This window comes from Aliiroseovarius conchicola (assembly GCF_041403445.1).
In the GTDB taxonomy this organism is placed as follows: Bacteria; Pseudomonadota; Alphaproteobacteria; order Rhodobacterales; family Rhodobacteraceae; genus Aliiroseovarius; species Aliiroseovarius conchicola.
Genome location: NZ_JBGEHL010000003.1, coordinates 304,379 through 318,093 on the forward strand (window position 1 = coordinate 304,379; position 13,715 = coordinate 318,093).

Sequence of the window (13,715 nt, forward strand, 5' to 3'; positions counted from 1 at the left end):
CCTAGTCAAACGTCCCGGTCACACGCCCAAGCAGCATGAATGCCCGCGCGGTCCTTGTATCCGCCAACGCAGCAATATCGGCGTCAGACGCATTTTTTTCGAACCCAGCGAATGTCTGGTCAAACTTGCGAAGGAAGTGATGGGCGGCATCCCGAAAAATCGGGTCCTGCCGCATTCGACCTGCACTCAGCGCCAGCGATGAACGATCGCGCACGCCCCCCAGCGCAGCCACACTGCGACCACGCTCTCCGGCAGCGAATTTTCGCCAGATCTCGGGTCGGGCGCGATCGGGGCGCAAATCGTCCATGTAGATCCCGTCTTGTGACAGCAAGGTCAAAACGTCTTGCGACGCCTGAACCAGCCCCGCCACCTGCCGGTCGTCCAAGGCCCGTCGAAGCGCGCGGAACCCCTCGGCATCATCGGCGGTTTCGGGAAAATGCAGCGCGCGGACGAAATCCTCGACAGACAACGGCGGAGCCATATCTTCAAGCGGCGTGCCCAATGCCAGACTGGTTTGATCGGCTGCGGGAGCATCGCTCGGCTCGGATTGTATGGCGGGACTTGGATTTTGAGGCGTCGGATTTGTCAAGCTGGGCATGCCCGGCCTGATCGACGTGAACGTCGCCAGAGCGCTTTCGGTTTTTCGGCTGACCTGCGCGATTTCATCCAGCTTCTGCTCGACCTTCGAAGCTTGCGCTGTGGTTCCGGTAAATCCCTGCTGCTGCTGAATATAAGCAGATCGCATCGCATCGATTGCTACGCTGAGCCGCGCACTTTCATCGCGCATGATCCGGGCCGATCTAAGTGCCGCGACGGCGACCCAGATCACCGCAACTGGCATGATCACCGCCACTAAAGTCATCAAAAACTGAAGCGGGCCGGACAGGCCTTGACCATCCGCACTGCCAAATCCCAGAACCATGAAGAACAGAATGCAGCCCGCAAGCCAGAGGCCCGACAGAAGCAATCCAATCACTTCGCCAGCGCTCAGTGACGGCACCTGGGAATTCAGCGCGTTTAAGCGCCCCGTTCCTAAACTGGCAACGCCACGTTTCTGATCTTCGCTCATGTGTTCCTCTCGCGTCTGACGGTCAGGTCAGATCCATTCAATCTTGAGGATTTCGTAGGCCTTCTCACCACCAGGCGTGCGCACTTCGACGCTGTCGCCTTCTTCCTTGCCAATCAGTGCGCGGGCAAGTGGAGATTTGATATTGAGCTTTCCATTCTCAATATCTGCCTCGGGTTCACCGACAATCTGATAGGTTTTTTCTTCGTCCGTATCCTCATCCACAATCGAGACGGTCGCCGAAAACTTGACGGTTCCCGAAAGATTGGCTGGATCGATCACCTCTGCCAAAGACAACACACCCTCAAGCTCTTTGATACGTCCCTCGATAAAACTCTGCTTTTCGCGGGCCGAGTGATATTCAGCATTCTCGGACAAATCGCCATGTTCGCGGGCTTCCGCGATCGCGCGGATAATCGCCGGGCGTTCCTCAGACTTGAGAGTTTTCAGTTCGTCATTCAGCGCAGTATGCCCCGCGCGCGTCAGCGGTATCTTGTCCATCGAGTATTACTGGTCCTATTCGGCGAGTTCGTATTCAGGAAATGTATAGGCATTGCACCGGTCCGGCGCTAGTTTGACGTCAAAAGAAAAGCAAAATCGAGCGGTTTGCAATGCGATTGTTCCTGACAACGACGTTTGCCTATTTGATAATCGGCGGTCTGATTATTCTTGTGTTCCGAGACAATCCGATTTCGTTGATCGGTGAAATGATCGCCACGATCCCGCACGGCCTGAAGGGGTTCTTAGTTCTCGGGTGGTGGTTAGTGCCAGTTTTTCTGATTTTCGCTTTTTTTAAACGACGACAGCTTTTCTTAAGGCGTATTTCCCATGCGGTACTGGGCGCATTTGCATGTTCGGCCTTCTTTGTGTTCTTCACAATGATAAAAACGACCTTGCCGATGATCGTGCCATTCTGGGCCGATCCGATGATAGCCGACGTGGACCATCTGATGCATTTCGGCATTGATCCATGGCGGATCACCCATGCGCTCACGCCGCACATACCAGTTAACCTGCTTGGCCAAGTATATTTTAGCTGGTGGCTCTTGCCCGCAATGTATTTACCCGTTCTGATCATTATGTTTGATAGCGACTGTACGCGTTTCCGACGGTTCACGATCCTGTATTTTGTGGCATGGATCGGATTGGGGAACGTATGGGCGCTTGCCTTTATGTCCGCAGGCCCGGTGTATTATGATCGTTTATACGACACGAATTTATTCGCACCTATGATCCAAACTCTAGACGGGGCGGGAATCACCACTGGTGCCATCGGCAATTTAATGAACCATCTTTGGGACGCCTACGAGAGTGGTGCACAAAAGATAGGATCCGGTATATCCGCTTTCCCGTCCGTTCATGTTGGAATGGCTACCGTGTTTGCCCTCTACATGTATGAAAGGCACCGGCTGCTTCTTATACCGTCCATCATAGTTGTTGCGATTTTTCAGTTTCTCTCCGTCTATCAAGGGTGGCACTACGCCATCGACGGGTATTTCTCGATTCTATTGATTTGGTTGTACTGGATATATTTGCGTCGCCGTGCTGTGCGGTCATTGGCTTCCAAGAACACCGAAGCCATTGTTACACAATGACAGCGCAAACATGGCTGCCAAGGCTGAAAAAACGCCCGATTGGCCGCATGTAACGCAGTGTCCTGATTGACCCGCCGGATATGCCAAGCTAACGATCTTGCGAAACGGATCATCCGGGGAAAAGAATATGAGCGACATTGAACGCGAAAGCATGGAATACGATGTGGTCATCGTGGGCGCTGGCCCAGCTGGCCTGTCGGCTGCCATTCGTTTGAAACAGCAAAACGCCGATCTGAATGTGGTCGTGCTCGAAAAAGGCTCGGAAGTTGGGGCGCATATCCTGTCAGGTGCAGTTCTGGACACGTCTGGCTTGGACAAACTTATCCCAGACTGGAAGGATAAAGGCGCGCCGATCAATGTGCCTGTGAAGAAAGACAACTTCCTTGTACTCGGACCGGCTGGTCATTTGCGCATTCCCAACTGGCCGATGCCGCGCCTGATGAACAACCACGGCAACTATATCGTCTCGATGGCGAATGTGTGCCGCTGGATGGCCGAACAGGCCGAAGAGTTGGGCGTCGAAATCTTCCCCGGCATGGCCTGTTCTGAACTTGTCTATGGCGAGAATGGCGAAGTCAAAGGCGTCGTCGCCGGTGTCTTTGGGCTTGAGCAAGACGGATCCTACGGGCCGAACACCGAACCCGGCATGGAGTTGCACGGCAAGTACGTCTTCATCTCGGAAGGAGTACGCGGATCGCTGGCAAAAGAGATCATCGGCAAGTACGATCTGCAAGCCGGACGCGATGCGCCGAAGTTTGGTCTTGGCATGAAAGAGATCTGGGAGATCGACCCAGACAAGCACCATGAAGGCACCGTAACGCACACGATGGGTTGGCCGTTGGGCAGCAACGCAGGCGGCGGATCATTCATATACCACCTTGAAAACAATCAAGTTTATGTCGGTTTTGTGGTTCACCTGAACTACAAAAACCCACACCTTTACCCCTATATGGAGTTCCAACGCTTCAAGCATCACCCAGAGATCGCGAAGCTTTTGGAGGGCGGTAAACGTGTAGCCTATGGCGCGCGCGCGATTTCCGAGGGTGGCTACCAGTCAATGCCGAAGGCCTCGTTCCCTGGTGGTGCGCTTTTGGGATGTTCTGTCGGGCTGGTCAACGTCCCGCGCATTAAGGGCAACCACAACGCCATGCTGTCGGGCATCGCGGCGGCGGATGCCGCTGTGAAGGCCATTGCCGCCGACCGCTCGGGCGACGAATTGGCCGACTATGAAGAAGAACTGCGCACGGGCGAGGTCGCTAATGACCTTAAGAAAGTACGCAACGTAAAACCGCTTTGGTCCAAGTTTGGTTTGACCGCATCATTGATGCTGGGCGGGTTTGATATGTGGGTGCAGTCGCTGCTCAAGTTCTCACCGTTTGGCACCGTAAAACACGGCAAGAACGACGCACAAGCAACTGGCAAGGCCTCTGACTATCCGGTTATTGACTATCCCAAACCGGATGGAAAAATCAGTTTTGACCGTTTGACTAACGTTAGCTTCGCGGCCACGAACCACGAAGAAAGCCAGCCTTGCCATTTGAAACTGACCGACCCGAACATCCCGATCAGCGTCAACTTGCCTGAATTCGCGGAGCCCGCACAGCGTTACTGCCCCGCAGGCGTCTATGAGGTGGTAGAGGAAGAAGGCAAGGACCCACGCTTTGTCATCAACTTCCAGAACTGCGTTCACTGCAAAACCTGCGATATCAAGGATCCAAGCCAGAACATTACTTGGACGGTCCCTCAGGGTGGCGATGGGCCGAACTATCCGAATATGTGATCGCAGCAGATCAATTTTTCGACAAAGAGGGGTGGCCATGTGCCGCCCCTCATTGTTTTCAGCGCACACGCCGACTAGGTTCCAAGACATCACCCCCAAATGCGGGGCCATCAAAAAGAAAGTTGCAAGCGTTGCCCCTGACATTGCCCCAAACCAACCTCAAGCCTCGTCACATTGCGTTCGCTTTGATGACGGCTGGCGTTCTTGCGATCAGCACTCCTTTTCCGTCTCAAGCAGACAATGCTTCGGGATCATATCTGATGACCCGGCAAGCCGAACTAGCACGCGACTTCAGTAGTGTTGTTAAATTTGGCCCTCGTGCACTTTCTGATAATCCCGACGACTCAAACCTTTTGGAGAGTCTGTTAGTTGCACATACGGCTTTGGGTGAGGTCGACAAGGCTCTGCCATTCGCGCGACGCTTGTCGTCTGTCGACGATGGTAACCAGCTTGCCGGGCTGACCTTGCTCAGCGATGCACTTACCCAGGAAAACTGGGACGAGGCATCCAAGTTGATGGAAAACGGTGCTTCGTTCGGCGGGGTTGTCGATCAGATGGTTCAGGCCTGGGTTAACCTCGCGCAAGGGCAGATGTCGGATGCAATTGCTGTGTTTGACACGCTGTCCGAGGATGAAGGCACCAAGCCCTTTGCCCAATTTCAAAAGGCGTTGGCGTTGGCAAATGCGGGCGATTTTGAAGGGGCGGCGCACATTTTTGGGGGCGAAGACGGTCCGCTGCATCTAAACCGCTTGGGCATCTTGTCCTACGCACAGGTGCTAAGCCAGCTGGATCGGCATGACGACGCCCTAGCACTTCTGGAAACTCATGATACCGGACAGGTCGACCCCGAGGTCGACACCATGAAAGCGCAGCTAGAAGCCGGTGAGGTGCTGCCCTTTACGGGTATTACGTCATACAAGGACGGGATCGCCGAGCTTCTTTATTTCGTGGCGGAAACGCGCGTAAACGGTCCAGACCCTACCATCGCACTTCTGTTTAGTCGGCTGGCCGAGCATCTGGACCCAGACTACCCAGCAGCGTTGCTATTGTCGGCGCAGTTGCTTGAACAGATGTCACTTTATGATCTGTCGGTCGAAACCTATGGAAAGATCCCCGAAGACAGCCTGATCTATCAGCAGGCCGCGTTGGGGCGGACCGATGTTTTGCGGCGGTCTGAACAGTTTGATGAGGCGATCGCCGAGTTGAACGCGCTGGCCGAGAAATTCCCGGAAACCTTGCGGTTCCGTGTCGCGCTTGGCGACACCTATATGCAGCAACAGCAATTCGACAATGCTCGTGCAGCTTACGATCTAGCCATTGAGGGCTTCACCGAAGACCTGCCCGGCCAGTGGCGCACCTATTTTCAGCGCGCGATTGCGCTGTCGAAAACCGACGACTGGCCAGCCGCAGAAAAGGACTTCCGAAAGGCGTTGGAACTTAGCCCAGAAGAGCCAAGTGTGCTGAACTATCTTGGCTACACCTATCTTGAGAAAGGCATCAATTTCGACGAAGCGCTCGGAATGATCGAACGCGCAGTTGCAGCCCGTCCCAACAGTGGTGCCATCGTCGACAGTCTTGGTTGGGGTTTTTTCCGCACCGGACGCTATGAGGAGGCGGTTGTTCAAATGGAGCGCGCCGTGGAATTAATCCCCATTGAGCCCATCTTGAACGATCATTTGGGCGACACCTATTGGGCCGTCGGACGCAAACGCGAGGCCGAGTTTCAGTGGCGCCGTGCCTTGAGCTTCATTACCGATGACACGGACCTAGAAGAGATGAACCCGGACCGCGTGCGCCGCAAACTAGAGGTCGGGCTTGACGTGGTTCTGGAAGAAGAGGGGGCAGCGCCCCTAAGGCCCGCCGAATGACGATCAGCAAGGTCTTTGCCCCGGCAAAGGTGAATCTCTCGCTACATGTCACTGGTCAACGCAAAGACGGCTACCACCTTCTGGACAGTCTTGTGGTCTTTGCCGATGTCGGTGATCGGATCACCGTCTCGCCCGCAAGCGAGCCGTCGTTAGAGGTTACTGGCCCGCGCGCTGAAGGTGTCCCGACTGATGGCACAAATCTTGTTGCGAAAGCTGCAAGCCTGTTTGACCTTCCGGTGCGTATTATCCTGTCCAAACACTTGCCTTCAGCGGCGGGCATCGGAGGCGGCAGTTCGGATGCCGCTGCGACCATTCTGGCCTTGTCCGAGATTACCGGCGACACGCGCTTGCCAGCAGGCGTAACAGATCTGGGTGCAGATGTGCGGGTTTGTTTGCTAAGACAAGCGGCACGCATGCGTGGCATTGGCGACGATGTTTCACCCTGCCCCGGCCTGCCGCCGCTCTTTGCGGTCTTGGTTAACCCAGGGGTCGAGGTCGCGACCCCCAAGGTGTTTGGAAAGCTGGCGAAGAAAGCAAATGCGCCGATGCCTAAGCGTATTCCTCAGGGCTTGAAAACCGTCGCGTTCGTGGAATGGCTCGCCGCCCAAAGAAACGATCTGGAAGCACCAGCCGTCGCCCTATCGCCTGTGATCGCAAACGTACTGGATGCAATCCGGCGTCTACCCAACGTGAGACTTTCGCGCATGTCAGGGTCAGGAGCGACCTGTTTCGGGTTGTTCGGTTCAGAAGCTGAAGCGCAAAACGCCGCAAAACTGTTGGCAGAACAAAACCCGAATTGGTGGGTCACCCCAACAAAGCTTAGTTGATCCGCGCGACCACGTAATCCGCGATGTCATGCAACATTTCGCGGATTGGGTCGTCTGGCAAAACGGTCAATGCGGCCTTGGCCTTGTCGGCCCAAGCCATGGCCTCAACCCGGGTTTCTTCAAGCGCGTTGTGCTTGTTCAGAAGACCAAGCGCATAGTCCAGATCGCCATCATGCTGGCGTCCCTTCTCGATTGTGCGGGACCAGAAGGCACGTTCTTCGGGATCAGCTTTCGCGATGGCTTTGATCAACGGAAGCGTCAATTTGCGTTCGCGGAAATCATCGCCGATATTCTTGCCGATCGCATCGCCACCAGTGAAATCCAGCAGGTCATCCACGATCTGGAAAGAAACACCCAACGCATCGCCAAAATCGTAAAGAGCTTTGACCTGCTCTGCGCTGGCGCCCGCAATCACACCGCCCACCTCGGTCGCTGCCGAGAACAATGCTGCAGTTTTCCCACGCACAACTTGCAAATACACCGCTTCATCAGTTGCTAAATCCTGCGCGGCGGTAAGTTGCAGCACCTCGCCTTCGGCTATCGTTGCCGAGGCATTGGACAAGATATCCAGCACCCGCAAGCTGCCGGTTTCGACCATCAGCTGGAAACTACGCGAAAACAGATAGTCACCGACCAAAACGCTGGACTTGTTGTCCCAGAGCAGATTTGCTGTCGGGCGCCCGCGCCTTTGGCCGCTTTCATCAACCACGTCATCATGCAACAGCGTCGCGGTGTGAATAAACTCAACCGTTGCTGCTAGGTGGATGTGATACGGACCCTGATAGCCACACAGCTTTGCCGCCGCCAACGTCAACATAGGCCGTAACCGTTTGCCGCCCGCATCAACCAAATGCGCTGTCACTTCCGGAATACGCGGGGCGTTTTTTGATGCCATTCGATCACGAATCAAAACGTTAACGGCATCCATCTCGGCCACTAGATGTTCGGCCAGCCGTTCATGCGGTTTATGTGCAGTTTCGATCAGCATGATCACCTTCGCGTCAACTTGTCTGTCTTCCGGGTCGACAAATCAATCGACCTGCCGTTAAGTCCGAGATTATGAAAGAGCTTCTTCGAACAACAGACCCAACTTTGATACCGTTTGTCACAGCCCTGCTTCAGGGCGAGGATATAGACTGCTTTGCGATGGACGTCCATATGAGCGCGCTGGAAGGTTCCATTGGAATTTTACCCCGTCGGCTAATGGTGCGCGAGAAGGATCTGTTCATCGCGCGTGCAATCTTGCGCGACAATGGCGTTGAATTTGACAGCTAAGCAATGGCCAACGACGACCGAGCCTTAACATATGACGCCTTCTTAGGAGGCAAGCTTACGCTGGCCCAACCCAAACTGGGGTATCGGGCGGGGGTGGATCCCGTGCTATTGGCAGCCTCTGTACCAGCAAAACAAGGACATTCAGTGTTAGAGCTTGGCTGCGGCGCCGGTGCAGCATCACTGTGCCTGGGCCGACGCGTCCTGGGATTAACTCTGGTAGGGCTGGAGCGGCAGGCGGCTTATGCTGATCTTGCGCGACAGAATGCACACGACAACAATATCGCCATGACAGTCCATCATGGTGATCTGGCAAACATGCCGGAATCACTTCGAAGCGAAAGCTTCGATCACGTTATTATGAACCCGCCCTACTTTCTTCGAGACCGCGGCACAGCCTCGCCGGATGCTGCGCGCGAGGAAGCTTTGGGCGAAGATACGCCCTTGTCCACTTGGATCGACCAAGCCACCCGACGGCTTATCCCCCGTGGGTATCTGACTATTATCCAGCAGGCAGAGCGCTTGCCGGCTGTTTTGAACGCACTGGATGACCGAGTCGGAAGCGTCATCGTGAAGCCCCTGTCCCCACGCATTAATCGCGACGCATCGCTCGTGATTGTACAGGCTCGCAAAGGTGCGCGCGGCGCGCTTCGCCTTGCCGCACCGTTGATCCTTCATCAGGGCATGACACACGAGACCGACCGTGATCATTACACTCCACAGGTGGCCGCCATATTGCGCGACGGCGCCGCTTTGCCGCTGGCGTAAGACAAATTGATCGCGAAAAACTGACGCGCTCCTGCAACGATTTCGTGACAAACCCAAAAATCTGTGGTGCACTTGATCTGTTCAATCACATCAGAGGAGATACGCCCATGAGCATGAGTTCGCATCTTGAGGAGCTGCGGAGGAAACACGAGGTTCTCTCTGAAAAGGTCGAGGCCATACAACGTGCGCCCGGCAGCAGCGATCATGAGATTTCTGAACTTAAGAAGCAGAAACTGCAGCTCAAGGAAGAAATTGAGCGCCTCGCAACCGCCTAAAGGCCTATCAGATCGGGTCAGTTGTGGGCGCTTTGTGTCGAACTGGCCCGTGCAGCCATCAATGCCCCCGCTGTGATGAGCAAACCTGCCAGCAAAAGTGTTGGTTTGGCCACAGCGACTCCAGCGGCGATTAAGACCAGCGTGGACAACAGCGGCGCACTGTAGCTAGCGACGCCCAGAAGCTGGATGTCACCGCGCTTGACCCCGATATCCCACACATAAAATGCTGCGCCGACGGGTCCAAGTCCCAGCGCCAAAACCGAACCCCACCCGATTGTCGACGTCGGCCACGCTGTCGTTTCAAAGAGAACATGGGCGACAGCAGAAAGAACGGCGGTCGCCGCGCAAAATACGACGACCGAAGCAGTTGGTGTATCCCCCAATCGACGCGACAACACCGAATACCCAGACCACGTCAGCGCACATAGAAGCGCCAGCCCAAAACCAGGCAGTGCGGCCGCGTCAAACCCCTCGGCCCCGCCAAGCACGATCAGCGCTGCACCGACGAAGGACACTAGGGCTCCGATAATGTGCAATGGCCTAAGCTGCTCACCCGGCAACATGCCAGAAAACAGAACGATCAGAAGCGGCCAGAGGTAGGCAATCAGCCCCGCTTCAGCCGCTGGTGCCATGCGCAATGCCGAGAAATAGAGCGCGTGATAGCCAAATAGCCCAAACGTGCCAAACAGATACACACGCCATGAAATTTGGCGCAGCACCCCAAGTTCGCCGCTCCAGATAATCCATATCAGTCCGAGCCCTCCCCCAATTGTGAAGGCCATCGCGGTTAACTGAAACGGAGGTACGGGGACCGTGCCAACAGTAAACAGCGCCAAAAGTGCCCACAACAGCACGGCGACAAAGCCCACCAAAGTTGCTTTTCTGCGGCTCATATTTGTGCCTCCACTGGTATGATCTGCATGTCGTTGACGCACGACGAGGTCTTGCGCATTTCAGTTAACACCCAAGCGCGAAACGCTGCGATGTCTGGACGATCCTCTTGCCCCAAGCGACACAGAAACCGAAATCTGGCATCCGTTGCCAATGCGGTTTTGAACGGCGCGACCAATCGACCCTCAGACAGGTATCGAGCTACAAAAGTGCGGCGACCAAGCACAACCCCCGCCCCGGCCAATGCGGCATCCAGTGCATGGTCCGGCTGAGAGAACGTCGAGGCAATGCGCGGTTGTGTCTCTATCCCCATCAAGCGAAACCATGCTGGCCAATCACAGTGCGGCTTCAGGAAATCATCAGAGCCATTGTGAATAAGCGGTGCATCCAAAAGATCTTCAGGAGAAGTCATGGTCTTGGCAATTTCCGGCAGCATGATCGGCGTAAGCCACTCTTGTTCCAATGGTTGAGCAAACAGGCCATCATCCGGTCCGTATCCAAAACGGATGGCGACATCGACATCTTCCTTTTGTAAGTCTACGAAACGAAGTCCAGCGGCGAACCGAAGTTCAATATCGGGGTGGGCTTGAGCAAACGCAAAAAGCCGAGGTGCCAGCCACTTAGCCGTGAATGCCGGACCTGCCGTCACAGTCAGAACATTGCTCTGGATGCTGCGGCACGCGGCCCGCCATGCGCCGGTCAGTGCCTCAAAGCCGTCGGCAGCTCCGGGCGCAAGCACTTTGCCAGCTTCGGTCAATTCAACGGCTCTGTTCAAACGTTTGAACAATGGCGCGCCAAAGTGGTCCTCTAACGACTTGATCTGAAAAGAAAGCGCGGCTGGGGTCACATTCAGCTCTGCTGCGGCACGCTGAAACGACATGTGCCGCGCAGCGGCGTCAAATGCACGAAGTGCGGTCAGCGGGGGCAGTCGGTCAGTCATTTCAGTTAAGTATCACTATACTGAAGGCATGGAAAGTCTCGTTTGTACAATGGTCTTTGGCATCACATATCTTGTTCAGAACAGAATAACTTGTAAGGACTTCAGTTATGTTGGAAACAGCGACCACGGACGAGCAACTTAGACTGATATACATCCGCGTGCGCAAGGAGCGAGCTGCTGTGTTCACGAAATTTCTTGGCCGGATTTTCGCGTTTACCCGACCGAAAAGAAAAGAGGCCGCCTTAATCAGGCGGCCCCTCGCATCTAATTGCCCCGCCTGATTAGACGAAGAACTGTGCGCCATTTGCAGAAATAGTCGAGCCGTTGATGAATTGAGCGTCATCCGAGGCCAAGAACGTCACGCAGCGCGCAATTTCTTCTGGTTCACCTAGGCGGCCCGCCGGAATACCCGAAATAATCGAATCGCGCACTTTCTCCGGTACAGCCATCACCATTTCCGTTGCGATATAACCGGGGCAGACAGCGTTGGCTGTGATGCCGGCCCGTGCGCCTTCCTGTGCCAGCGACTTTACAATCCCAAGGTCTCCGGCCTTGGTCGCGGCATAGTTCACTTGTGCAAATTGGCCCTTCTGACCGTTGATCGAGCTGATCACGATGATACGCCCAAACTTGCGTTCCCGCATGCCGGGCCAGATCGGGTGAACTGTGTTGAACACGCCGGTCAGGTTGGTGTCGATCACCTCTTGCCATTGTTCAGGGGTCATTTTGTGGAAAGGCGCATCACGGGTGATGCCCGCATTGGCGACAACCACATCAATCGGTCCAAGGTCAGCTTCGACTTGCGACAAGCCAGCTTTCGAGGCCTCGTAATCAGCCACATTCCATTTGTACGTCTTAATGCCGGTTTCATCCGAGAACGCCGCGGCTTTCTCGTCATTGCCAGCATAGGTCGCGGCCACGTCATAGCCTTCCGCTTTCAGGGCCTTAGAAATCGCCGCGCCAATACCGCGCGATCCACCTGTGACCAGTGCAACTCGAGCCATGTAGTCCTCCGTTCTCGTAATTAAGCTTCGAAACTCTGTTACCTATTTTAGTCCGGATGCGCAATATTGTTGCGCAAAGAATTTTCTGCATTGCAGAGTTTATTTGCCGCATATGACATATTCTTAACAAAAAAGGCGCCCGAAGGCGCCTTTTCATATCCGTCGATGTACAACTTATGGGCGTTCCAGACACATGGCAACGCCCATGCCGCCACCAATACACAAAGTCGCCAATCCTTTTTTCGCGTCTCGACGCTTCATCTCGAACAGCAATGTATTCAGGATACGGCAACCAGACGCGCCGATCGGGTGGCCAATTGCAATGGCCCCACCGTTCACGTTCACGACCTCGGGGTTCCAGTCCATATCCTTGTTCACAGCACAGGCCTGAGCCGCAAATGCTTCGTTGGCCTCTACCAGATCCAGATCTTGAGCCTTCCAGCCTGCTTTCTCAAGTGCCTTATTCGACGCATGGATTGGGCCAACACCCATAATCGATGGGTCCAGACCAGCCGTCGCATAGGACGCGATTCGGGCAAGTGGTTCCAGGCCCCGTTTTTCGGCTTCTTCAGCGCTCATCAATAGCACTGCGGCGGCGCCATCATTGATACCCGATGCATTCGCCGCAGTGACCGAGCCGTCTTTGGCGAAGGCGGGGCGCAGCTTTTGCATTGCTTCCATAGTCGCACCGTGACGAATGTACTCGTCTTGATCGACAACATTCTCGCCCTTGCGGGTTTTCACGGTGAAAGGGATGATCTCGTCGGCGAATTTACCCGCCTTTTGTGCGGCTTCGGCCTTATTTTGCGATGCAACTGCAAATTCGTCCTGCATATCACGTGTGATCTGCCACTGCTCTGCGACGTTTTCTGCGGTTTGGCCCATGTGGTAACCGTTGAACGCGTCCCACAGCCCGTCTCTGATCATCGAATCGATGAACTTCATATCACCCATTTTATGACCGGCGCGTAGATTTGCGACATGGGGGCTGAGGGACATGTTCTCTTGACCACCCGCAGCCACGATCGCCGCATCACCCAACATCACATGCTGTGCGCCAAGCGCCACTGTGCGCAGACCAGAGCCACAGACCTGATTGATGCCCCATGCGGAGCTTTCCTTGGGCAGACCGGCATTGATATGTGCCTGACGGGCTGGGTTTTGCCCCTGCCCGGCTTGCAGAACCTGACCAAGAATTGTCTCACTCACTTCACTTTTGTCGATACCAGCGCGCGCGACGACGCCCTCAAGCACTGCGGCTCCAAGATCGTGAGCGGGCGTATTTGCGAATGAGCCAGCAAAACTACCGACAGCGGTGCGCCCAGCCGAGACGATTACAACATTGGTCATGATTGTTCCTTTTCCTCCTATCAGGGGTCGCAGGCGGAAGCGGCATTCATGCTGGAATACGCAACCCACGATCCACGGT

The 13,715-nt window shown here is 55.1% G+C and carries 14 protein-coding genes; 7 read left to right on the plus strand and 7 right to left on the minus strand.

The genetic code is table 11. From position 1 onward, the window contains the following. Position 1: 1 nt before the first annotated feature. A complete protein-coding gene (locus V6N04_RS07160) occupies positions 2–1,069 on the minus strand; it encodes a hypothetical protein (protein ID WP_371169457.1) in 1,068 nt (355 codons plus the stop codon). 27 nt (positions 1,070–1,096) lie between these two features. Beyond that, positions 1,097–1,567, minus strand: a complete 471-nt coding sequence (gene greA, locus V6N04_RS07165; protein ID WP_371169458.1) for a transcription elongation factor GreA — start codon at positions 1,565–1,567, stop codon at positions 1,097–1,099. Positions 1,568–1,677: 110 nt separating this feature from the next. On the opposite strand from greA, the gene V6N04_RS07170 reads away from it, so the two are divergent. From V6N04_RS07170 to V6N04_RS07185, 4 genes are all read left to right on the plus strand, one after another. Further along, a complete protein-coding gene (locus V6N04_RS07170; protein WP_371169459.1) occupies positions 1,678–2,661 on the plus strand; it encodes a phosphatase PAP2 family protein in 984 nt (327 codons plus the stop codon). 127 nt (positions 2,662–2,788) lie between these two features. After that, positions 2,789–4,441, plus strand: a complete 1,653-nt coding sequence (locus V6N04_RS07175; RefSeq protein WP_371169460.1) for an electron transfer flavoprotein-ubiquinone oxidoreductase — start codon at positions 2,789–2,791, stop codon at positions 4,439–4,441. A gap of 260 nt (positions 4,442–4,701) precedes the next feature. After that, entirely contained in the window at positions 4,702–6,309 is a 1,608-nt protein-coding gene (locus V6N04_RS07180) for a tetratricopeptide repeat protein (RefSeq protein WP_371169461.1), read from the plus strand. Continuing rightward, entirely contained in the window at positions 6,306–7,136 is an 831-nt protein-coding gene (locus tag V6N04_RS07185) for a 4-(cytidine 5'-diphospho)-2-C-methyl-D-erythritol kinase (RefSeq protein ID WP_371169462.1), read from the plus strand. Before V6N04_RS07180 ends, V6N04_RS07185 begins: the two co-directional genes overlap by 4 nt. On the opposite strand, the gene V6N04_RS07190 is transcribed toward V6N04_RS07185, so the two are convergent. Continuing rightward, positions 7,129–8,124: a polyprenyl synthetase family protein gene (locus tag V6N04_RS07190; protein WP_371169463.1), complete on the minus strand. Its 996-nt coding sequence runs from the start codon at positions 8,122–8,124 to the stop codon at positions 7,129–7,131. The genes V6N04_RS07185 and V6N04_RS07190 overlap by 8 nt on opposite strands. Positions 8,125–8,195: 71 nt before the next feature. Here V6N04_RS07190 and V6N04_RS07195 point away from each other — a divergent pair, with 71 nt between their 5' ends. From V6N04_RS07195 to V6N04_RS07205, 3 genes are all read left to right on the plus strand, one after another. Continuing rightward, positions 8,196–8,411 carry a putative signal transducing protein gene (locus V6N04_RS07195; RefSeq protein WP_371169464.1) on the plus strand — a complete coding sequence of 72 codons (216 nt, stop codon included), beginning with the start codon at positions 8,196–8,198 and terminating at the stop codon, positions 8,409–8,411. 3 nt (positions 8,412–8,414) lie between these two features. Then, positions 8,415–9,176, plus strand: a complete 762-nt coding sequence (locus V6N04_RS07200; RefSeq protein WP_371169465.1) for a tRNA1(Val) (adenine(37)-N6)-methyltransferase — start codon at positions 8,415–8,417, stop codon at positions 9,174–9,176. A 107-nt stretch (positions 9,177–9,283) separates the two neighbouring features. Next, positions 9,284–9,451, plus strand: a complete 168-nt coding sequence (locus tag V6N04_RS07205) for a YdcH family protein (protein ID WP_371169466.1) — start codon at positions 9,284–9,286, stop codon at positions 9,449–9,451. Between the two features lie 17 nt (positions 9,452–9,468). Here V6N04_RS07205 and yddG read toward each other — a convergent pair whose 3' ends face one another. From yddG to V6N04_RS07225, 4 genes are all read right to left on the minus strand, one after another. Continuing rightward, positions 9,469–10,344, minus strand: a complete 876-nt coding sequence (gene yddG / locus V6N04_RS07210; RefSeq protein WP_371169467.1) for an aromatic amino acid exporter YddG — start codon at positions 10,342–10,344, stop codon at positions 9,469–9,471. Beyond that, positions 10,341–11,282: a transcriptional regulator GcvA gene (gene gcvA, locus V6N04_RS07215; RefSeq protein ID WP_371169468.1), complete on the minus strand. Its 942-nt coding sequence runs from the start codon at positions 11,280–11,282 to the stop codon at positions 10,341–10,343. The genes yddG and gcvA overlap by 4 nt, the downstream gene beginning before the upstream one ends. A 281-nt stretch (positions 11,283–11,563) precedes the next feature. Then, positions 11,564–12,286 (minus strand): acetoacetyl-CoA reductase, encoded by a 723-nt coding sequence (gene phbB, locus V6N04_RS07220; protein WP_371169469.1) that lies wholly within the window; start codon positions 12,284–12,286, stop codon positions 11,564–11,566. 174 nt (positions 12,287–12,460) lie between these two features. Then, the gene (locus V6N04_RS07225) at positions 12,461–13,636 is read right to left on the minus strand and encodes an acetyl-CoA C-acetyltransferase (protein ID WP_371169470.1); all 1,176 of its coding nucleotides are present in this window, start codon (positions 13,634–13,636) and stop codon (positions 12,461–12,463) included. Positions 13,637–13,715 lie beyond the last annotated feature (79 nt).